This window comes from Mycobacterium sp. Aquia_216 (assembly GCF_026723865.1).
In the GTDB taxonomy this organism is placed as follows: Bacteria; Actinomycetota; Actinomycetes; order Mycobacteriales; family Mycobacteriaceae; genus Mycobacterium.
Genome location: NZ_CP113529.1, coordinates 2975001 through 2996666, shown reverse-complemented (window position 1 = coordinate 2996666; position 21666 = coordinate 2975001). Strand labels below are relative to the sequence as shown.

Here is a 21666-nt window from a genome sequence, read left to right as displayed (position 1 = left end):
GAGTACCTCGTGGGAACAACCACTCGAGCCGCTGACGCGATACCGCCGGTGATGTCGACTTTCACAGTCGCCCATCGATGCGCGCACGGACAAGCCGCCTCAGTGCCGGGTCCACACCCGCGTGACCGGATCGCATTGCAGCAGGTAGCCGTCGTTCGAGGTGGACATCGCGAACACCGGCACGTCGGGCAGATCGCACGAGCTTCCCGCGGCATGCACTCCCGTCGCAATGGGCGCCTTGTCCCAGGTGTTGCCTTCGCACACGACCTGCTGGTTGCTGGTCGGGTCGTAGGCGAGTTTGTCGACGTCGGTGCACAAGCCACCGAGGACGGCCGGCACCGGGTGCGCCGGCGTGGTCGAGGTATTGATCACCTGGCTGGGATCGGCCAACGTCACCCCCGCGGGCGCGTCACCGACCCGGGTCGCGACCACGGGGACCCGCACCACGGCTCCTTGGGCGCCGCACTCGTTGCTCAACGCCGTTTCGGTTTCGGTGCCTCGCAGCGTGCCGTCCGGCTGCGGAGCCAGCGACCAGGCGACGGTCTCCTGCTGAGTCGCCCTGACTTGGCCATTCGGCTGGCGGCAGCCGACCCGCTCTTGCTGCGGCGCGCCCTGCCAATATCCGCCGACGAAACGCAGCGTGTCGGTTTCGCCGCCGTCGGCGGTGCTGGCCGCTTGGTGGTTGGTGTCGTCCAGCATGGTGCCGGTGGCCGCGCATCCGTTGGTGGTGCAGGCGGAACGGAACGCCCACCAGCTCGTGTCGGCGCCGTCGTGACGGATCGCGACGCCGTTGGTGGTCTTCTTGGACCGGTCGTACGTCAACTGGTAGGTGCCGTTGAGGACCGGTCCCCCGGGCTTCGGTGCGGCGCTCGCGGCCGGCACGGACGGTCGCGAGGCCAACGCCGGGTTAGGTTGCGGACTTTCCGGCTGAAACGAGTACAGCGTCGACCAGGTCGCCGCCACAGCGATCAGGACTGCGCACACCAACGCCGCCGACCACCGGGCTCTCGAGGAGAACCGGTGGTAGGCCGCCGCGACGAGGCCACGCGCTCCGCGGCCCCCGTCGGCAGCGATCGCGGCGCCACCGGTCTCCCCAGCACCGTCGGCCTGCGCAGCGACGGCGGCGGCGAATGCGCGGCACCGCTCGAACCGATCCGCGGGTTGCTTCCCGAGCGCCTTGAAGAACACGTCGTCGAGATGCGCCAAGTCCGGGCGGTAGTCGCTGAGCCGGGGCGCATCCTCGTGGAGGTGCTGGCTGATCACCGCGATCGGGTTGGAATGCTGGAATGGCGGAGCACCGGTGAGCAGATGAAATGCCGTGGCGGCCAACGCATATTGGTCCGCCCGGCCGTCGATGTTGGCACCGGTCAACTGCTCGGGCGCCGCGTACGCAACCGTTCCGACGGCGACATTGGTCTCGGTGATCCCGCTGATATTCCCCAGGTGCCGCGCTACACCGAAGTCCGCCAACAGGATTCGCTGATCGTCATCCCCAGGATGGGTGAGCAGAATGTTGGCGGGCTTGACGTCGCGATGCAGCAAGCCGCGATCGTGCGCATAATCGAGTGCGCCCGCGACGGCTTCAAGAATCGCGCACACCTCGTGGATCGGCATCCCGTCCTGATAGCGCTCTTTCACCAGCCGGGACGCATCGGTGCCCTCGACGTAGTCCATCGAGATCCACAGCTGACCGTCGAATTCACCGCGATCGTGCACCCCGACGATGTGCGGGTGCCACAGCGTCGCCGCGAGATCGGCCTCGCGGTTGAACCTTTCGCGGAACTCGCTGTCCGCGGTGACGGCCTCGGCGAGAACCTTGATCACGTCGCGGCGCGGCAGCCGCGGATGCAAAGCCAGGTAGACCTCGGCCATCCCGCCGCTGCCCAGGGGCCGCAGGATGGTGTAGCCCGCGAAGGAAGCGCCATTGGCCATCGCCAGGCGCGATCCGCTGCCCTCGCTGCGCGGCTCGTCCACCGGGGCGGGCGGGAGTTCTGGGCTTTCAGCCGAGTTGACCGGGGGAACGCGACGAAACAGGTGTGCGACGGTTGCTGAATGAAACCCCGCGCGCAGCGCCTCACGGGCCAGTCGCGGGTTAGTCAGCAGCCGTCGGCCACTGCCGAGGCGCCGGGTTGGGCGCTTCAGCTCGTCCATGTGTGATTGCCCCTTCATGTCTCGACATTCCCCCGGGCACGCCAAAACCTCACTGTTCGGCAGTCCGGCAGATCCCCCTCTGAGCCCTCCGGTTCGAATCATGCCGGACGCGGATGGGCGACAGGCGGCTGCACGCTATGAACTGCCTATGAAGCCGCCGAATCGAAACAAAGCTAAGTCACAGGCGAGTCCGATGGGGAGCAGCAACTCGGCGCACCGATACTTGAGTAGTGAGTCGACCCGCCCCACCTGTCCTGACAATTCGGCACGACGGGTCTCAACGCACCTTCGCCGCAGGTCACGAGGTGATCGTCGGACGTGACCAGCATGCGGACCTGCGCATCCCCGACCCGCGGATATCCCGCGAGCACCTGATCCTGCGCTTCGACCAGGGCCGCTGGCTCGCCATCGACAACGGTTCCCTGAACGGGACCTACGTCAACGGCTACCGGATGCCGGTCGTCGATATCCACGACGGCCAGAGCATTAACGTCGGGAATCCCCAGGGACCTCGGCTGACGTTCGCCATCGGACCGCAACAGGGCCAGATCACGGGGCCGCCCCAGACCAGGTCGGCACCGAACGGACCACCCACGATCGCCTGGTCGGCGATTCCGGACCCACCGACCACCACCTCGCAGCCGCTCCCGCCACCGCCGCGGCAGAGCGGAAGCCAGCCGCGTAGCGGCTCCAATCCGGCACCCCGCGTGCCGCCCAGACAGCCCCAAATGCCCGGTCCACCAAGGCATCCCGGCACTCGGCCGCGCAAGGCGCCGCCGCGAATGCCACCGCCGTCGCCACCACTACCACCACGAGCGGCCCCGCCCGAGGAACTGACCGTCGTCAACACCGGATCGCTGGCCGGCTCGCCGCCCGACAGCGCTCCGCCGGCCCAGGTGGACCCGACGCCGCCTACCGAGTCCACCGTGATCGACGCCAAGACCGCCGACGTGTCGAACCTCGCCACACGCTTTGTGAAGTTGCTCTCACCGCGCTCGTCCTCGGCCGCGGGCACCGCCGGCGCCAAGACGATCGGGCGCGCCCCCGAGAACGACATCGTCGTCTCCGACGTCCTGGCCTCGCGCCAGCACGCGACGTTGATTCCCACGTCACTGGGCATGGAGATCCGGGACACCAGCATCAACGGAACGTTCGTGAACGGCACCCGGGTCGGGTCGGCGATCTTGAGTGACGACGACGTGGTCACCATCGGCAACGTCGATCTAATCTTCCGTGACGGCACCCTGACCAAGCTCAGCGAGGCCGCCACGCGCGCCGGCGGCCTGGAGGTGCGCGACGTCAAGTACGTCGTCGACAACGGCAAACAGCTGCTGGACAACATCTCGCTGACCGCACGCCCCGGCACGCTGACCGCCGTCATCGGCGGATCCGGCGCCGGGAAGAGCACCCTGGCCCGGCTGATCGCCGGATACACCACCCCCAGCTCCGGCTCGGTTACCTTCGAGGGCCACAACATTCACTCCGAGTACGCGTCGTTGCGCAGCAGGATCGGCATGGTGCCGCAAGACGACGTCGTGCACCGCCAACTGACCGTGAACCAGGCGCTGGGCTACGCGGCCGAACTGCGGCTGCCGCCCGACACCAGCAAATCCGACCGCGCCAAGGTCGTCACCCAGGTGCTCGAGGAACTCGACCTGACCAAGCACGCCGACACCCGCGTCGACAAGCTGTCCGGCGGACAGCGCAAACGTGCCTCGGTGGCGCTGGAACTGCTGACCGGGCCGTCGCTACTGATCCTCGACGAGCCGACGTCGGGCCTCGACCCCGCCCTCGACCACCAGGTCATGATGATGCTGCGCCAACTGGCCGACGCCGGGCGCGTGGTGATCGTGGTGACGCACATGCTGTCGTACCTCGATCTGTGCGACCAGTTGCTGTTGGTGGCGCCAGGCGGCAAGACGGCCTACTGCGGCCCGCCGGACCACATCGGTACGGCCATGGGCACCAGCAACTGGGCCAAGATCTTCACCAAGGTCGGCGCCGATCCCGAGGAAGCCAACCGGCGCTTCCTGGAACGCGACGAGGCGCAGCGGCGTCCCCAGAAACCATTGGCGGCCAAGGCCGATGAGCCCGGCGAACTGGGTAAGCCGGTGCACACCAGCGTGCGGCGCCAGATCTCGACGATCGCCCGGCGGCAAATCCGCCTGGTCGTCGCCGACCGCGCCTACTTCATCTTCCTGGCGCTGTTGCCGTTCATTCTGGGGTCGCTGTCACTGACGGTCCCGGGCGCGAACGGGTTCCATCTGCCCGGCCCGAACGCGGGCACACCCGACGAATCCGCCCAGATACTGGCCCTGCTGATGCCCGCCGCGGCGTTCATGGGTACCGCGCTGACGATCCGCGACCTGGTCGGTGAACGCGCCATCTTCCAGCGTGAACAAGCGGTCGGGCTGTCCACGACCGCCTACCTGCTCGCCAAGACGGGGGTCTTCTGTGGGTTCGCGATCGTGCAGTCGGCGATCATCACGACGATCGTGGTGATCGGCAAGAGCGCACCGACACGAGGGGGCGTGCTGCTGGGCCACGGCACGGTCGCAGCCACCGTCGAGCTGTTCGCCACCGTCGCGGCGACGTGTGTCGCGTCGGCAATTCTCGGCCTGGCCATTTCGTCGCTGGTCCGCTCCAGCGAGCAGATCATGCCGCTGTTCGTGGTGGCGGTGATGGCGCAGCTGGTGTTGTGCGGCGGCATGGTCCCGGTGACCGGCCGGCTCGGTCTCGATCAGCTGTCGTTTGTGATGCCGGCGCGCTGGGGTTACGCCGCGGCGGCCTCGACGGTCGATGTGCGGCACCTGGTACCGGATTCATTGCTCTCGCAGGACCGGTTCTGGCAGCACACCTCCAAGACCTGGCTGACCGACATGGGCATGCTGGCCGGGCTGTCGCTGCTCTATCTCGGCTTTGTCCGGTGGAAGATCCGGCTGCGCCGCTGACCGTCGAGATCCCGGTAGGGTGACGCCATCCACCCACCGAAGCACGAGACATTCGACCTGCTCGCCCGCACCAACACCGATCCCAAAGGCATCGTGCGGGCGGTCGACGAATACGCGGTGCGCCCGTGGGGGCTCTACGTCGCCCGGCCGACGCCGGGCCGGGTCCAGTTCCACTACCTGGAATCCTGGCTGCTTCCGTCGCTGGGATTGCGCGCCACGGTGTTCCACTTCAATCCGGGCCATGAACGTGACCATGACTACTACCTCGATGTGGGCGAATACACCCGCGGTCCGGAGGTGTGGAGCTCCGAGGACCACTACCTCGATATCGAGGTACGCACCGGCGCGGGTGCGGAGCTGGCCGACGTCGACGAACTGCTGGATGCGGTGCGCCAAGGCCTGCTGGCGGCCGAAGTCGCCGAGCGGGCGGTGCATCGGGCCGTGCAGACCGTCGAAGGACTGGCCCGCAATGGGTATGACCTGCAGCGCTGGCTGGCCCGCGACGGCATCGAACTCAGCTGGCGAGGCCGGTAAGCCCAGGCCGGGCCGGCCCCCGCCCGCCGAACGTCGACGTGATGCGGTTTTTTCGCGAATTTCGTGACAACGAGTCGACGCTCGCCACCGTGAGCGGCAATCAGTTTTCGCAGCGAGCGTCGGGGTAACTCTGCGGTATGCCCTTGAGTGAGTACCGGCGCAAACGCCGGTCCGGCTTTCGATCCGGGAACAGCCCCGAACCGCGCGGAAGACTGCGCCTGAGGCGCCGCGCCAGCGAGAGCGGGCCCCGGTTTGTCATCCAGCATCACGCGGCCCGCAGCGACCACTACGACTTCCGCCTGGAGATCGACGGCGTGCTCGTCTCGTGGGCGATACCCAAAGGACCGTCGACCAACCCCAAAGACCGGCGAATGGCCCGTCGGACCGAAGACCACCCCTTGGACTATGCGGATTTCGAAGGGGTGATCCCCGAAGACCAGTACGGCGCCGGCCCGGTGATCGTCTGGGACCGCGGCAGGTACGCCAACGCGACCGAGTACGACATGGCCGAATGCCTGGACCGCGGGCATCTTTCATTTCGTCTGCAAGGCGAGAAGCTGCACGGCGGGTTTGCCCTCACCAGGATTCGTGAGGGCAAGGCCGAGACCTGGCTGCTGATCAAGCGTAGAGATGAGGGCGCCGACGCACGGCGCAAACCGGTTAAGAGTCAACCCGAATCGGTGCTATCCGGTCGCACGCTGGACGATCTGGCTGAGTCGCCGTGACCGATCTCCCCGGTCTGCCCGATGCGGTGCGCACAGCACTGCACGACGAGCCGGTTCCAGATTGGCGGGCTCCCAGCTTGGCCACCCTGACCGACAAACGGTTTTGCGACCCGAACTGGATATTCGAGCGCAAGTTCGACGGCATGCGTTGCTTGGCATTTCGCAACGGTGACCGAATACAGCTCTTGTCACGAAATCGACAGCCACTCAACGGAACATATCCTGAGCTGGTCGACGCACTCGCCGCGCAGCACACCACTCGATTCGTGGTAGACGGCGAGGTCGTCGCGTTCCAGGGACGCCATACCAGCTTCGCGCGGCTGCAAGGACGCCTGGGCATCACCGATCCCGAAGTGGCCCGGGCGTCGCGAATCCGGGTGTACTACTACCTTTTTGACTTGCTCCACCTCGACGGCAAGTGCACCACCGAGGCGCCGTTGAGGTGGCGCAAACGACTGCTGCGTGACTCGATCAGCTTCGACGATCCGTTGCGCAACACCGCGCATCGCGTCAACGACGGACTCGCCGCCTACCACGCGGCATGCAAGCGCGGTGACGAAGGAGTGATCGCCAAGCTCGCCGACTCCACGTACGGCAGCGGCCGGTCGAAGGATTGGCTGAAATTCAAATGCGTCCGCGACCAGGAATTCGTCATCGGCGGCTACACCAGCCCGAAGGGCAGCCGAATTGAGTTGGGCGCGTTGCTACTTGGCTACTACGACGGCCGCGATCTCAGCTACGCCGGCAAGGTCGGCACCGGCTTCGACGAGGCCACCCTGCGCAGCCTGCACGAGCAGCTCTCCCCCATCGAGCAGGACGCCCCGCCGTTCACCCGGGGGCTGGTGCGCGAGAACGGCGCCCACTGGGTACGTCCGGAACTGGTCGCCCAGATCGGATTCACCGAGTGGACGCGCGACGGCAAGCTGCGTCATCCCCGCTACCAGGGCCTGCGGACCGACAAGGACCCTGGCGATGTGGTACGGGAGACGCACTGATGCCGCGCATTGAGGTCGAGATCACCCACCCGGATCGCGTCATGTTCCCGGCAGACGGGATCACCAAGCAAGAGTTGGCCGATTACTACGGCGAGGTGGCCGAGACCATGCTGCCGCACCTGAAGGGCCGCGCGCTGACCGTACAACGGTTCCCGCGTGGAATCGGCGAAAAAGGCTTCGTTCAACAGGATTTCGCCGAGACACTGCCGGACTGGATGAGCGGAGTCGAAGTCGCCAAGGAAGGCGGCACACTGGTGCATCCACTGGCCGAACGCCCGGAGGCCCTGCGCTGGCTGGCCAACCAGAACTGCGTCACCCTGCATGTGTGGCAGTCGCGACAAGACCGGCTGCACAATCCCGACCGCTTGGTATTCGACCTCGATCCGTCCGGAACCGATTTCGCGGTGGTGCGTGCGACCGCCCGCACGATTGCCGACGTGCTCGACGACCTCGGACTGGCCCGCTACCTGCAGACCACCGGGTCACGCGGGCTGCATGTCGTGGTGCCGATACGCCCAGATGCCGACTTCGACACCGTCCGGCAATTCGCCCGCGACGTCGCCGAAGTCGTCGTGGCGGACGACGATGCGCACCGCACCGTGGAAGCCCGCAAGGGCAGGCGCGGCGACAGAGTGTATCTGGATATCATGCGAAACGCCTACGCGCAGACCGCTGTTGCACCGTATTCGATCCGGGCCCGCGCCGGCGCTCCGGTGGCAACCCCGCTGGAGTGGGACGAACTGGACGCTCGTGGCCTGCGGGCGGACCGGTTCACGATCCGCGACCTGCCCAAACGGCTGGCGGGGCAACGCGATCCGTGGGCAGACATGTCCCGGCACGCCCGCTCGCTGAGCGGCCCGCTCGCGCGGTTAGCGAAGCTTCGTGCCTGAGCTGCCTGATGTCGAAGGGTTTCGACGCGAGCTGGCTAATACCTTGCCCCGCCGCCGGATTCAGCATGTCCGGGTGCGCGATCCAGGCATTCTGCGCAACACCTCCGCCGCCGCACTGGGCCGATGCCTGGTTGGGCACCGCTTCCGCACCCCGCGCCGGCATGGCAAGTGGCTGATCCTGCCCACCGACGGTCCGACGCTGCTGATCCACAGCGGCATGACCGGACACCCCTACTACGCCAACACCGACGCCGAGCCGGAAAAGTATGAGCGACTGGTCGTGTCGCTCGACAAGGGCGAGCTGCGCTACGCCGACCTCCGCAAGCTGCGTGGGGTGTGGCTGGCCGATGGCGACGACGACCTCGCGGACGTGCTGGGCCCGCAGGGGCCTGATGCGCTGGGCATGAGCCTGCGGGAGTTTCGCGGAGTGCTCGCCGGGCGGCACGGCCAGTTGAAGCCGACGCTGATGGACCAGTCGGTGATCGCCGGCCTCGGCAATCTGCTCACCGACGAAATCTGCTGGCGGGCCAGGTTGCGGCCCACCCACCCGATTGCCGGTCTCGAGGCCGACCAGGTGAAGCGCGTGCACGGCGCGATGACCCAGGTGCTGCGCACCTCGGTGCGACACGGCCGGGTGCCTCGCTCGTCGCGATGGTTGAGCGGGGTGCGCGACGAGCCGGATCCGAGTTGCCCGCGCTGCGGCACTCGCCTGCGCCACGGCCGGGTGGGCGGCCGGATGTCGTTGTGGTGCCCGCACTGCCAGCCCTAGCGGCCCGGGTAGCTCGTGTGGTTCCCCAATCTCGCCGAAGGTAATCTCAGCAGCTATGACCCCTCGTAAACCTAGGTGGATGCCGGTGATCGCGGTGACCGCGTTCGCGGCCGGCTCACCGCTACTGCCGGCGACGGCGCACGCGGACCTGCACAACATCACCTACCGCGCCAGGATCGACGCGCTGACGACCGGCAGTCAGGCCACCTTCATCACCAACGGTGGCCAGACGAACACGACGAACCTTCCGTCGATGCCGGGCAACGCCTTTGAGGCCAACACCGTATTGCCCGATCCGCAGCAAGCCGGTCTGCGGATCGTGCTGCATTTCCCGTATGCGGCGAACGTGCACTGCGAGATCGACGTCGACGACAACGTTTTCACCCAGGCCGACCAAATGGTCCGCCCGGTGGCGGGCAGTTCCGATCCCAATAACGGTGCGCTGCAATGCGGTGCGCCGATGCCCACCTAGGTTACGGTTTCCAGCCGGTGAAGTCCGCCCACTCCCAGGCGCGGCGGTAGGCCTCGTCGAACCACGGCTCCTTGGCCTCGACGTAGCCGGCGGTCTCGCCGTTGGCGCGCTCTTCGGCCACGCGTTTGGCGGCCAGATAATCCGTCCGCTCCGCCGGGTTGGCGGCCAGCCAGTCGACGAACAGCAGAGCGAACTGCTGATTGGGCCACCCGGCTACCCTGATGTGCACGTTCGTCGGGCGGCCGGGGTCGGCCGAAGCATGAATTCGCTTGCCCCACAATGTCGGATCGCTGTTGTGGTCGTAGTCGCTGACCGTGCTGCGGGCATCGGCTTTGATGCCGTCGTGCTCTATGTGAACGATGCGGGGGTAGCCCGCGAACAGCAGGGTCTCGGCGAGCTCATCGGCCACCGCCAGAGATTCGACGGTGATCTGGACGTCAATGACGTCCTTGGCGTCGAATTCTGGCACCGCGGTCGACCCAATGTGGTCGACGCGCAACGCCTTATGGCCGCACGAGGTCGCCAACCGGGCGACGATACGCCGCGCCTGGTCCGGCCACGTCGGATCGGCCGACACCACTCGCGCCGGTGCGCGGACGAACCGTCGCTCGGTCAGGTTGTGCGCGAACGGCACGATCCGGTCATTCCAGACCTCGCGGGCCCGCTTGACCAAATCCTCTTGGCTGCCCGAGTTATCCAGCCAGATGTCGGCGACGGCACGACGCTGCTCGTCGTCGGCTTGTGCCGCGATCCGGGCGCGGGCATCGTCCGCGGGCATGCCGCGCAGCTCGACGAGCCGCTGCACCCGCAGTTCGACGTCGGCGTACACCACCACGACCAACGGGAACAGCGGCGCCATGCCGGATTCCACCAGCAGCGGAATGTCTTCGACGACGACCGCGTCCTGCGGCACCGAGGCGATGATCTCCGCGCGCCGCTGCCCGACCAGTGGGTGAACGATCCCGTTCAGCTTCTGGCGCGCCTCGTCGTCGGCAAAAGCCTTGGCCGCCAACGCCGGACGATCCAGCGATCCATCCGACTGCAGGATGTCCGAACCGAACGCCTCGACGAGCGACGCCAGCCCTTCGGTGCCCGGCTGCACGACCTCCCGGGCGATGACGTCGCCGTCGACGATGATCCCACCGCATTCCGCAAACGTGGCGGACAGCGCCGATTTCCCGGCGCCGATGCCACCGGTCAACCCGACGCGCAGCATCCCAGGCGTGGGTTATGCGTTGCCGGCGAGCTTTTCGCGCAGCGCAGCCAGCTGGGCGTCGCTGGCCAGCGAGCCGCCCGCCTCCTTCGGCGAGGAAGAGCCGTTGCCCGGCGAGTGGTCGCTTTCGCCGTGCCCGGCCGCTTCGGCAGCAGCGAACTTCTCCATCTGCGCGGTGTGCATCTTGTGACGGCGCTCGGCCTCGGCGTAGCGGGCTTCCCATTCGTTGCGCTGGGTGTCGAAGCCCTCGAGCCATTCGTTGGTCTCGGCGTCGAAGCCCTCGGGGAAGATGTAGTTACCCTGCTCGTCGTAGCTGTCGGCCATGCCGTACTTCGCCGGGTCGAACTCGTCGGTGTAGTCCTCGTTGGCCTGCTTGAGGCTCAGCGAGATTCGGCGGCGCTCCAGGTCGATGTCGATGACCTTGACCATCGCGTCGTCGCCGACGGCCACGACCTGGTCGGGCACCTCGACGTGGCGCTCGGCCAGCTCGGAGATGTGCACCAGGCCCTCGATGCCCTCCTCGACACGCACGAACGCGCCGAACGGCACCAACTTGGTGACCTTGCCGGGCACGATCTGACCGATGGCGTGGGTCCGGGCGAAGTGGCGCCACGGGTCTTCCTGAGTCGCTTTGAGCGACAACGAAACCCGCTCGCGGTCCATGTCGACGTCGAGCACCTCGACGGTGACCTCGTCGCCCACCTGGACGACCTCGGACGGGTGATCGATGTGCTTCCAGGACAACTCGGAAACGTGCACCAGACCGTCGACACCGCCGAGATCGACGAACGCGCCGAAGTTGACGATGGACGAGACCACACCCTTGCGAATGGTGCCCTTCTGCAGCTGGTTGAGGAACTCACTGCGAACCTCGGACTGAGTCTGCTCCAGCCAAGCGCGACGCGACAGCACCACGTTGTTGCGGTTCTTGTCCAGCTCGATGATCTTGGCTTCGATCTCCTTGCCGATGTACGGCTGCAGATCGCGCACGCGGCGCATCTCGACCAGCGAAGCGGGCAAGAAGCCCCGCAACCCGATGTCGAGGATCAGGCCGCCCTTGACGACCTCGATGACGGTGCCCTTGACGGCCTCGTCCTTCTCCTTGAGCGCCTCGATGGTGCCCCAGGCGCGCTCGTACTGCGCACGCTTCTTGGACAGGATCAGACGGCCCTCTTTGTCCTCCTTGGTGAGAACAAGGGCCTCGACCTCATCACCGACGGAAACGACCTCGTTGGGGTCGACATCGTGCTTGATGGAGAGTTCGCGGGCGGGGATGACCCCTTCGGTCTTGTAACCGATATCGAGGAGCACCTCGTCCCGGTCCACTTTGACGATCGTGCCTTCGACGATGTCGCCATCGTTGAAGTACTTGATTGTTTTGTCTATTGCGGCGAGAAAGTCCTCGCTGGAGCCTATGTCGTTGACGGCTACTTGCGGCGAGGTGACGGCGGGACTCGGCATGTTGTTGGGGTGCTCCGGACAGGTTGGGTCGTAGGGATAAAACTGGGATTTACCTGATTAGGCTACTCGACTGGGCACACGCTGGCCAAACTCGGCCTCCGCATACCGTTTGCATATCTGAAGCGAAAGTTACGACACGGCAAATTCCGAGGCCGATTTGCGGTTAATGCGCCGCGTTGTCCCAGCTGCGGCCGTAACCGACCGAAACCTCGAGCGGGACGTCGAGCGGGTAGGCGGCGCCCATCTTGTCCCGCGCCAGCGCCTCGACCTGTTCGCGCTCGCCAGGGGCGATTTCGAACAACAATTCGTCGTGTACCTGCAACAACATGCGTGACGACAGCCCGGCCTCTTTGATGGCCTTGTCGACCTCGATCATCGCCACCTTGATGATGTCGGCCGCGCTGCCCTGGATCGGCGCATTGAGCGCCGCCCTTTCGGCGGCCTCGCGGACATTACGGTTGCTGCTGTCCAGCTCGGGCAGGTAGCGCCGACGGCCGAAAACCGTGGAGGTGTAGCCGTCCTTGCGGGCCTGCTCGACCACGTTCATCAGATAGTCACGGACCCCGCCGAATCGGGCGAAGTACTGATCCATCTGGACTTTCGCCTCTTCGGTGGAGATCTTCAACTGGGCAGCCAACCCGTAGGCGCTCAATCCGTAGGCCAGGCCGTACGACATCGCCTTGACCCGGCGGCGCAGCTCCGCGGTGACTTCCTCGATCGGCACGCCGAAAGCCCGTGAGGCGACGAAAGAGTGCAGATCCTCGCCTGTGTTGAAGGCCTCGATCAGACCTTCGTCGCGGGACAGGTGCGCCATGATCCGCATCTCGATCTGGCTGTAGTCGGCGGTCATCAGCTCGGCATAGCCGTCGCCGACCACGAACGCGTCGCGGATGCGCCGGCCGGCCTCGGTACGGATCGGAATGTTCTGCAGATTCGGCTCGGTCGACGACAATCGGCCCGTCGCCGCGATCGTCTGGTTGAACGTGGTGTGGATACGCCCGTCGGAGGCCACCGAATTCAGCAGCCCGTCGACGGTGACCTTGAGCCGGGTGGCGTCACGGTGTGCGAGCAAGTGCTGCAGGAACGGATGGCCGGTCTTGTCGAACAGCGACTGCAGGGCGTCCGCGTCGGTCGTGTAGCCGGTCTTGGTGCGCTTGGTCTTCGGCATGCCCAGCTCGTCGAAGAGCACCGTCTGCAACTGTTTTGGCGAGCCCAGGTTGATCTGCTTGCCGATCACCTCGTAGGCCGCTTCGGCAGCGTCGCGGATCTGGTGCGCGAAATCGCTTTGCAGTTCGCTCAATTGCGCCATGTCCACCGCGATGCCAACGTGCTCCAGCCCCGCCAGCACTCGCTGCACCGGCAACTCCATGCCGCCCAACAACGACGTGGAATTGATGCGGGCCAGCTCCTCGTCGAGCGCGTCGGCCAGGTCCAGTACGGCGACGGCGCGCAGGATCAGCGTCTGCACCGCCTGATCGTCAACGCCCTCAGAATCGTCGAGAAGCGAAAGCTGTTGCTGCTCAGCCGTTTCAGCGCGCAGCTCGCGGCGCAGGTAGCGCAGCGAAAGATCGTCGAGGGAGAAGCTGCGCTGCCCGGGCCGCACCAGGTAGGCGGCCAGCGCGGTATCGGAGGTGACCCCGGCCAGCGTCCAGCCCCGCCCGGCGAGGTCGTGCATCGCCAGCTTGGCTTCGTGCAGCGCCTTGGGCGGGCCGGGGTCGGCCAGCCAGGATGCCAGCGCCGCCTCGTCGTCGGGATCGAGCGCCGAGGTGTCGATATAGCGGCCCTCGCCGTCGGAGGACACGATGGCCAGCGCGGTGGCGTCGGCGTCGTATGCCAGGTGGGTGCCGACGACGGCCAGGCCGAACCGCTTACCCGAGCTGTGCTCGGCCAGCCACACGGCCAGCTGACCGGCCTCCAGCGCGCCGCCACGCACGTCGAATCCCTCGTCCACCTCGGGCTCGACGGCCGCCAGCGTGTCGAATAGCCGGTCCCGCAAGACCCGGAACTCGAGGTCGTCGAAGAGCCGGTGAATCTGGTCGCGATCCCACGGCAGCAGCCGCAGCGTGTCCGGCGTCTGCGCCAGCGGCACGTCCTTGACCAGGTCGGTGAGCTCCCGGTTGCGGATGACGTTGGCCAGGTGGGCTCGCAGCGCGTCGCCCACCTTGCCGCGCACCGAGTCGACGTTGTCGACCAGACCCTGCAGCGACCCGTACTCGACGATCCATTTCGACGCGGTCTTCTCCCCCACGCCGGGAATCCCGGGCAGGTTGTCGCTGGGATCGCCACGCAGCGCGGCGAAGTCGGGGTACTGGGCGGGAGTCAGTCCGTACTTCTCGACGACCGCCTCCGGGGTGAAGCGGGTGAGTTCGCTGACGCCCTTGCGCGGGTACAGCACCGTGACGTCGTCGCTGACCAATTGCAGCGAGTCCCGGTCGCCGGTGACCACCAGCACCCGGTAGCCCTCGTTCTCGGCCTGCGTGGCCAGCGTCGCGATCAGGTCGTCGGCCTCGAATCCCGGCTCCGCGAGCACCGTGATGCCCAGCGCGGCCAGCACTTCCTTGGTGATGTCGATCTGCCCGCGAAACTCGTCCGGGGTTTCCGACCGATTGGCCTTGTACTCCGGGTAGCGCTCCAACCGGAACGTCTGTCGCGACACGTCGAACGCCGCGGCGATGTGCGACGGAGCCTCGTCGCGCAGCAGATTGATCAGCATGGCGGTGAAGCCGTAGACCGCGTTGGTGGTCAGGCCACCTCGGGTTTTGAAGTTCTCCGCGGGCAGCGCGTAGAACGCCCGAAAGGCCAGCGAATTGCCGTCCAGCAACATCAGAGTCGGCTTGGTCTGTTCCTCAGTCTTCTGAACGGATGGCGCAGGCACGGCTCTCACTCTAGGCACCTGCTGTGACGAGTCACCCGCCCCGGCAGAACTGCAACACGTTTCAGTTTTGCGTTTGAGCTGGGTAGTCTGGCCAAGTGCCAGAGGTCACCAGTACAGAACCCGCGATCGACGGGTGGTTCGCCACCGATGACGCCGGAAATCCCCATCTGATCGGCAGCAAGTGCCCGCAGTGCGGCACCTATGTCTTCCCGCCCGTTGATTCGGGGGGGCAGAACAACTGCCCCAACCCGGCGTGCACCAGCGACACCCTAGAGTCCGTCGCGTTGTCGACTCGAGGAACGCTGTGGAGTTACACCGAAAACCGGTATCCCCCGCCGGCCCCGTACCCCGCGGCGGACCCGTTTGAGCCGTTCGCCATCGCGGCGGTGGAGTTGGCCGCCGAAGGGATCATCGTGCTGGGCAAGGTTGTCGAGGGCACGCTGGCGGCGGACCTGAAGGTCGGCATGGAGATGGAACTGACGACGATGCCGCTATTCACCGACGACGACGGCGTCGAGCGCACCGTGCACGCCTGGAAGGTCGCCTCATTCGCCGGCGACGATGCAGAGCGAAGCGATGAGGAGGAGCGGCGATAATGACGATGAGCACACCCGAACCGCTCTACATCCTCGGCGCCGGAATGCACCCCTGGGGCAAATGGGGCCGCGACTTCACCGAATACGGCGTGGTCGCCGCCCGCGCCGCCCTGGCCGAAGCCGGGCTGGACTGGCAGCAGATCCAGTTGGTCGCCGGGGCGGACACCATCCGCAACGGCTACCCCGGCTTCATCGCCGGGTCGACCTTCGCGCAGAAACTCGGCTGGAACGGCGTGCCGGTCAGCTCCAGCTACGCCGCCTGCGCCAGCGGGTCCCAGGCCTTGCAGAGCGCGCGTGCCCATATTCTGGCCGGGTTCTGCGACGTCGCGCTGGTCATCGGCGCCGACACCACGCCGAAGGGGGCGTTCGCCCCGGTCGGCGGCGAGCGCAAGAACGACCCCGACTGGCAGCGGTTCCACCTGATCGGCGCGATGAATCCGGTGTATTTCGCGCTGCTGGCGCGCCGCCGGATGGACCTGTACGGCGCGACGTCCGAGGACTTCGCCCAGGTGAAGGTCAAGAACTCCCAGCACGGCCTGCAAAACCCGAACGCCCGCTACCGCAAGGAGTCATCGGTCGAGGACGTGCTGGCCAGCCCGGTGGTCTCCGACCCGCTGCGGCAGCTCGACATCTGCGCCACCTCCGACGGCGCGGCGGCGCTGATCGTGGCCAGTGCCGAGTTCGCACGCAAGCACCTCGGCTCGCTCGACGGGGTGCCCTCGGTGCGCGCGGTAAGCACGGTCACCCCGCGCTACCCGCAGCATCTGCCCGAATTACCGGACATCGCAACGGATTCCACCGCCGTTGTGGCCGCACCGGACCGGGTGTTCAAGGATCAGATCCTCGACGCGGCCTACGCCGAAGCGGGCATCGGCCCCGAGGACGTGAGCCTGGCCGAGGTCTACGACCTGTCCACCGCGCTGGAACTCGACTGGTACGAGCACCTGGGCCTGTGCCCGAAGGGTGAAGCCGAGAAGCTGCTGCGCAGCGGGGCGACGGCGATCGGCGGCAAGGTTCCGGTCAATCCGTCCGGCGGTCTGGCGTGCTTCGGCGAGGCCATTCCCGCCCAGGCGATCGCTCAGGTCTGCGAGCTGACCTGGCAGCTGCGCGGCCAGGCGACCGGCCGCCAGGTGGAGAACGCCAAGGTCGGCGTCACCGCCAACCAGGGCCTGTTCGGCCACGGCTCGTCGGTGATCGTGGCCCGCTAGGGCTCAGCTCTAATCCCGTCGCGTGTGCACTCAGGCCGCCCTACGCGCACACTCGCCGCCGTCAGCGCACACTCAGACGCGTAGGCGCCGGGTAGGGTACGCGACGGGGCCTAGCGGCTACTCCGCATCGTCCGACTCGCCGCCGAGGGTTTCCAGCACGACTTCGGCGACCCGCTTCATCGTGGTCCGGCGGTCCATGGCGGCACGCTGAATCCACTTGAACGCCTCGGGCTCGGTCATGCCCTGCTTGGACTGCAGCAGGCCCTTGGCGCGTTCGACCACCTTGCGGGTTTCTAGTCGCTCACCCAGCGTTTCCACTTCGCGTTCCAGCGCCCTGATCTCGCCGAACCGGCTGACGGCCAATTCGATGGCCGGGATCAGATCGCTGATCGTGAAGGGCTTGACCAGGTAAGCCATCGCCCCGGCATCGCGCGCCCGTTCGACGAGGTCGCGCTGGCTGAACGCGGTCAGCACCACAATCGGCGCCAGACGTTTACTCGCGATTTCGGACGCCGCGTCGATGCCGTCACGGCGCGGCATCTTCACATCCATGATCACGAGATCGGGTTTATGACGCTCGGCGAGCTCGACGGCTTCCTGGCCATCGCCGGCCTCGCCGACGATGTCGTAGCCCTCCTCTCGGAGCATCTCGGCCAAGTCCATACGGATCAGCGCTTCGTCTTCCGCGATCAGGACCCGGCGCGGCACAGCGGCGTCGGTGTCGGTCGTGGGGCCTGTCATGACGAACATTCTCTCGTGGATCGCTGCGACCAGCGACATCGGGGGCAGTGAGAACAGGTGACCATGCCGATCCTCTATGGTGGGAGGCCGCTTAAGGTAATAGGCCGAGCAAGCCCTCGTATCCCAACTGGCAGAGGAAACGGATTCAAAACCCGTCCAGTGTGAGTTCGAATCTCACCGAGGGCACCACACCCGATCGGGGCATGGGCACCGCGTGATCTCACGGACCCGGATACGAAACAATTAGCGGACTCACGTCCGCATCGCAGTCGTCATAGCCCTCACCCCCTCACCACTGCGGGATGCGGAGCTCCTGCGATCCCAACTCAACCGGCTGTTGCGTTCTTAAGCGGCTCGGCCCAGATCGCCCTTTCACGAAGGGATGATCGACGTTGACTGCATAAGTCAGCGAAACCTGTTGTACGCCAACATGTTTTGACGCTCCTGGCGTGCCGACGATCGAATCACACCCAGCGCGGCGCAACGGCCGATCGATGTGCTGTTCATCGCCCTCCGCACCGGCCGGGGCGCCCGGCGCGTCGCGGCCCTGAACGCTGATCTGACAAATTCATCGCGACGCTGGGGAATCGTCTGACAAGCGGTTACGCTTCTATCGTGGTGGCTAGGAAATGTGGCGCCCCACCGAGTCGGCCGGATGACTCGACACCCCCGGACTGTAAAGCGGCGGTGCGGGCGAAAAACCGCGCCCGCAACGAGCACTACGCGGACAGCAACGCCCGCCGAATCAGGGTTCTCAACATCAACGCGGTGATGGGCGTGCTGGTGTGCCTAGTTTTTGCCGTTCTCGGCTTCTGGTCCGGACCTGCGGCCTACCCCATCCAGGCGGTCAACCTCGTCACCGGGGTGATCTTCGCATTGGTCCCGTGGCTCAACCGCTTCGGGGAATTGGTTGCGCCGCTTACCTTTATCTTCACGGCCTACACCGCGGTCGTCGTGACCTGCTGGGAGGTGGGCACCGGCGGCGGCATGCAGTACTTCCTCGTGACGACCGCCAGCCTGGTGGTATTGCAGCTCGGCATCGAGCGCATCGGCCTCGCCGCGCTGCTGGCCACCCTGGGGGTCTCGCTGGTGGTCGCCCTGCAGTTCCTGGTCCCCCGTTCCACCGGGCTGGAACCACCGTGGGCGATGACGATGAGCTTTGTCATCACCACCGTCTCGGCGTGCGCGATGGTGGTGGTCACGGTGTGGTTCGCGCTGCGTGACACCAAACGTGCCGAGGCGGTCATGGAAGCCGAATACGACCGCTCCGAGGCGCTGCTGGCCAACATGTTGCCCGCCAGCGTGGCCGAACGGCTCAAAGAACCCGAGCGTGACGTCATCGCCGATCGCTACGAGGAGGCCTCGGTGCTGTTCGCCGACATGGTCGGCTTCACCGAGCGGGCAAGCTCAACCGCGCCATGCGATCTGGTCAAGTTCTTGGATCGCCTCTACACCACTTTCGACGAGCTGGTGGACAGGCACGGCCTGGAGAAGATCAAAGTCAGCGGGGACTCCTACATGGTGGTCAGCGGAGTTCCACGGCCCCGGCCCGATCACGTGCAAGCACTGGCCGACTTTGCCCTCGACATGGTCGCCGCCGCCGCGAAACTCGAAGACCCGCACGGCCTCTCGGTGCCACTACGAGTCGGCTTCGCGACGGGCACCGTGGTCGCAGGCGTCGTGGGGTCGCGGCGTTTCTTCTACGACGTGTGGGGTGATGCGGTCAACGTCGCGGCGCGGATGGAATCGACCGACTCCGTGGGGCGGATTCAAGTGCCCGAGGACGTTTACCACCGCCTCAAGGGCGAATTCGTGTTGCAGGAGCGCGGCCGGATCGAGGTCAAGGGCAAAGGCATGATGCACACCTGGTACCTCATCGGCCGCAAGCCCACCGCTACGGAACCGGGTGATATGGCTGCCGACGAACCCCGCACGTCCTACCGCGCCACGGTCTAAAGCCCCTATTCTCGGCTCCGCCGTTGTGCCACAGTGAGGCTATGCAGCCCACTCCTGTTCCAACCATGTTGCCCCATCTATGGAAATCCACGCTGGTATCGGGAATTCTGACCCTCGTCGTCGGCATCCTCGCGCTGGCGTGGCCGGGCATATCCGTTCTGGCTGCCGCGATCGCCTTCGGCGTCTATCTACTGATTACCGGTGTGGCACAAGTCATATTCGCCTTCAGCCTGCACGTTTCGGCAGGCAGTCGCATCCTGCTGTTCATCAGCGGCGCCGCGTCGCTGGTCCTTGCCGTGCTGGCGTTTCGCCATTTCGGCCAGGGCTACGCGGTGCTGTTGCTGGCCATCTGGATCGGCATCGGATTCATCTTCCGTGGTGTGGCCACAACGGTTTCCGCAATCAGCGATCCCACGCTGCCGGGACGCGGATGGTCGATTTTCCTCGGCGTGATCACTCTGATTGCCGGCATTGTCGTGCTGGCGTCGCCGTTCGCCTCGATCATCACCCTGGCGATCGTCGTCGGCATTTGGTTCGTCGTCATCGGCGTCTTCGAGATCGCCGCGTCGTTCGCGATCCGGAAAGCCGGCAAGGAACTCAGGAATGGCGTTGCGAACCCCTAACTACTACACTCTGTCGTAGAACGCTGCAGTGACGGGAGATGACAGATGAATGTCGTCGACATATCGCGGTGGCAATTCGGTATCACCACCGTCTACCACTTCATCTTTGTGCCGCTCACCATCGGCCTGGCCCCCCTCATCGCGGTCATGCAGACCGTATGGGTGGTCACCGGCAACACCGCCTGGTACCGCCTGACCAAGTTCTTCGGCAAACTGTTCCTGATCAACTTCGCGATCGGGGTGGCCACCGGGATCGTGCAGGAATTCCAGTTCGGGATGAACTGGAGTGAGTACTCACGGTTTGTCGGTGACATCTTCGGCGCCCCGCTGGCGATGGAAGGCCTGGCCGCCTTCTTCTTCGAATCCACCTTCCTCGGGTTGTGGATCTTCGGCTGGAGCAGGCTGCCGCGGTTGGTGCACCTGGCCTGCATCTGGGTCGTCGCCATCGCGGTCAACGTGTCCGCCTTCTTCATCATCACGGCGAATTCGTTCATGCAGCATCCGGTCGGCGCACATTACAATCCGGCGACGCGGCGCGCAGAGTTGGACAGCATCGCGGCGCTACTTAGCAATAACACTGCGCGAGCGGCATTTTCACACGCGGTCAACGGTTCGCTGCTGACCGCCGCGACGTTCGTTGCCGCGGTCAGCGCCTGGTGGCTGATCCGCGCGAAAAAGACCGGCAACGTCGACGTCGGCGCGGTGTTTCGCCCGGCGGCCATCCTGGGGTGTTGGGTGGCGCTGTTCGCCACTGTCGGGCTGTTCTTTACCGGCGACCAACAGGGCAAGCTGATGTTCCAGCAGCAACCGATGAAAATGGCGTCCGCGGAATCACTGTGCAGCACCGAGACCGATCCGGACTTCTCCATCCTGACGGTCGGCAGGCACAACAACTGTGACAGCGTGACCCGCGTCATCGAGGTGCCCTACGTCCTGCCGTTTCTCGCCGAGAGCCGTTTCAGCGGGGTGACGCTGCAGGGTGTGCGCAACATCCAGCAAGATTATGAACACAAGTTCGGGCCAAATGACTACCGGCCCAACCTGTTCGTCACCTATTGGTCGTTTCGGATGATGATCGGCTTGATGGCGATTCCGGTGCTGTTCGCACTTGCCACCTTGTGGCTCACCCGTGGTGGCCGCACCCCCACCCAACCGTGGTTCTCCTGGTTCGCGTTGCTCACCATTCCCACCCCGTTCCTGGCCAACAGCGCTGGATGGGTGTTCACCGAAATGGGACGGCAGCCCTGGCTTGTCGCGCCGAATCCGACCGGCGATCAACAGGTTCGCCTGACGGTCAGCCAAGGTGTGTCCGATCACGCGTCCGGTATGGTCGTTACCTCGCTGGTGACGTTCACCTTGGTCTACGCGGTGCTCGCGGTGATCTGGTTCTTCCTGCTGAAGCGCTACATCAGCGAGGGCCCGTTAGAACACGACGCGGAACCCGCACCGCCGAAAGCACCCGGCGACGGCGAGGTGGCCCCGCTATCGTTCGCCTACTGACACGCC

Annotated in this window: 17 protein-coding genes and 1 tRNA gene; 13 read left to right on the top strand and 5 right to left on the bottom strand. The window is 65.8% G+C overall.

The features are described 5' to 3' along the window. Positions 1 to 99: 99 nt before the first annotated feature. Positions 100 to 2151, bottom strand: coding sequence for a serine/threonine-protein kinase (locus OK015_RS13965; RefSeq protein WP_268132296.1), 2052 nt, complete (start codon positions 2149 to 2151; stop codon positions 100 to 102). 230 nt (positions 2152 to 2381) lie between these two features. Here OK015_RS13965 and OK015_RS13960 point away from each other — a divergent pair, with 230 nt between their 5' ends. The 7 genes from OK015_RS13960 (at position 2382) to OK015_RS13930 (ending at position 9487) form a co-directional block, all read left to right on the top strand. After that, the gene (locus tag OK015_RS13960; RefSeq protein ID WP_268132294.1) at positions 2382 to 5102 is read left to right on the top strand and encodes an FHA domain-containing protein; all 2721 of its coding nucleotides are present in this window, start codon (positions 2382 to 2384) and stop codon (positions 5100 to 5102) included. A 93-nt stretch (positions 5103 to 5195) separates the two neighbouring features. Continuing rightward, entirely contained in the window at positions 5196 to 5636 is a 441-nt protein-coding gene (locus tag OK015_RS13955; RefSeq protein WP_268132292.1) for a DUF402 domain-containing protein, read from the top strand. 137 nt (positions 5637 to 5773) lie between these two features. After that, entirely contained in the window at positions 5774 to 6361 is a 588-nt protein-coding gene (locus tag OK015_RS13950) for a DNA polymerase ligase N-terminal domain-containing protein (RefSeq protein ID WP_268132290.1), read from the top strand. Then, positions 6358 to 7356 carry a non-homologous end-joining DNA ligase gene (gene ligD, locus OK015_RS13945; protein ID WP_268132288.1) on the top strand — a complete coding sequence of 333 codons (999 nt, stop codon included), beginning with the start codon at positions 6358 to 6360 and terminating at the stop codon, positions 7354 to 7356. Before OK015_RS13950 ends, ligD (OK015_RS13945) begins: the two co-directional genes overlap by 4 nt. After that, the gene (gene ligD, locus OK015_RS13940) at positions 7356 to 8246 is read left to right on the top strand and encodes a non-homologous end-joining DNA ligase (RefSeq protein ID WP_268132286.1); all 891 of its coding nucleotides are present in this window, start codon (positions 7356 to 7358) and stop codon (positions 8244 to 8246) included. The genes ligD (OK015_RS13945) and ligD (OK015_RS13940) overlap by 1 nt, the downstream gene beginning before the upstream one ends. Beyond that, complete coding sequence (locus OK015_RS13935; protein ID WP_268132284.1) at positions 8239 to 9015, top strand: Fpg/Nei family DNA glycosylase; 777 nt, start codon at positions 8239 to 8241, stop codon at positions 9013 to 9015. The genes ligD (OK015_RS13940) and OK015_RS13935 overlap by 8 nt, the downstream gene beginning before the upstream one ends. A 79-nt stretch (positions 9016 to 9094) precedes the next feature. Then, positions 9095 to 9487 (top strand): hypothetical protein, encoded by a 393-nt coding sequence (locus tag OK015_RS13930; protein WP_442791254.1) that lies wholly within the window; start codon positions 9095 to 9097, stop codon positions 9485 to 9487. Position 9488: 1 nt separating this feature from the next. Here the strand turns inward: OK015_RS13930 and coaE are convergent, their stop codons facing one another. The 3 genes from coaE to polA form a co-directional block, all read right to left on the bottom strand. Then, entirely contained in the window at positions 9489 to 10703 is a 1215-nt protein-coding gene (gene coaE, locus OK015_RS13925) for a dephospho-CoA kinase (RefSeq protein WP_268132281.1), read from the bottom strand. A 12-nt stretch (positions 10704 to 10715) separates the two neighbouring features. Further along, on the bottom strand, positions 10716 to 12161 hold the full coding sequence (gene rpsA / locus OK015_RS13920) for a 30S ribosomal protein S1 (protein ID WP_268132280.1): 1446 nt from the start codon (positions 12159 to 12161) through the stop codon (positions 10716 to 10718). Between the two features lie 163 nt (positions 12162 to 12324). Next, positions 12325 to 14985, bottom strand: coding sequence for a DNA polymerase I (polA, locus tag OK015_RS13915; RefSeq protein ID WP_268132720.1), 2661 nt, complete (start codon positions 14983 to 14985; stop codon positions 12325 to 12327). 146 nt (positions 14986 to 15131) lie between these two features. Between polA and OK015_RS13910 the strand changes: the two genes are divergently transcribed. Next, complete coding sequence (locus OK015_RS13910) at positions 15132 to 15632, top strand: Zn-ribbon domain-containing OB-fold protein (RefSeq protein WP_268132278.1); 501 nt, start codon at positions 15132 to 15134, stop codon at positions 15630 to 15632. Continuing rightward, positions 15632 to 16840 (top strand): lipid-transfer protein, encoded by a 1209-nt coding sequence (locus tag OK015_RS13905; RefSeq protein WP_268132277.1) that lies wholly within the window; start codon positions 15632 to 15634, stop codon positions 16838 to 16840. The genes OK015_RS13910 and OK015_RS13905 overlap by 1 nt, the downstream gene beginning before the upstream one ends. Positions 16841 to 16957: 117 nt before the next feature. Here the strand turns inward: OK015_RS13905 and OK015_RS13900 are convergent, their stop codons facing one another. After that, positions 16958 to 17581, bottom strand: a complete 624-nt coding sequence (locus OK015_RS13900; RefSeq protein WP_268132276.1) for an ANTAR domain-containing response regulator — start codon at positions 17579 to 17581, stop codon at positions 16958 to 16960. 112 nt (positions 17582 to 17693) lie between these two features. Here OK015_RS13900 and OK015_RS13895 point away from each other — a divergent pair. From OK015_RS13895 to OK015_RS13880, 4 genes are all read left to right on the top strand, one after another. Beyond that, positions 17694 to 17770: transfer RNA gene (locus OK015_RS13895), tRNA-Leu, on the top strand. Positions 17771 to 18196: 426 nt separating this feature from the next. After that, the gene (locus tag OK015_RS13890) at positions 18197 to 19537 is read left to right on the top strand and encodes an adenylate/guanylate cyclase domain-containing protein (RefSeq protein ID WP_268132274.1); all 1341 of its coding nucleotides are present in this window, start codon (positions 18197 to 18199) and stop codon (positions 19535 to 19537) included. A gap of 41 nt (positions 19538 to 19578) precedes the next feature. Further along, positions 19579 to 20160, top strand: a complete 582-nt coding sequence (locus OK015_RS13885; protein ID WP_442791253.1) for an HdeD family acid-resistance protein — start codon at positions 19579 to 19581, stop codon at positions 20158 to 20160. 45 nt (positions 20161 to 20205) lie between these two features. After that, positions 20206 to 21660: a cytochrome ubiquinol oxidase subunit I gene (locus OK015_RS13880; protein WP_268132270.1), complete on the top strand. Its 1455-nt coding sequence runs from the start codon at positions 20206 to 20208 to the stop codon at positions 21658 to 21660. Positions 21661 to 21666 lie beyond the last annotated feature (6 nt).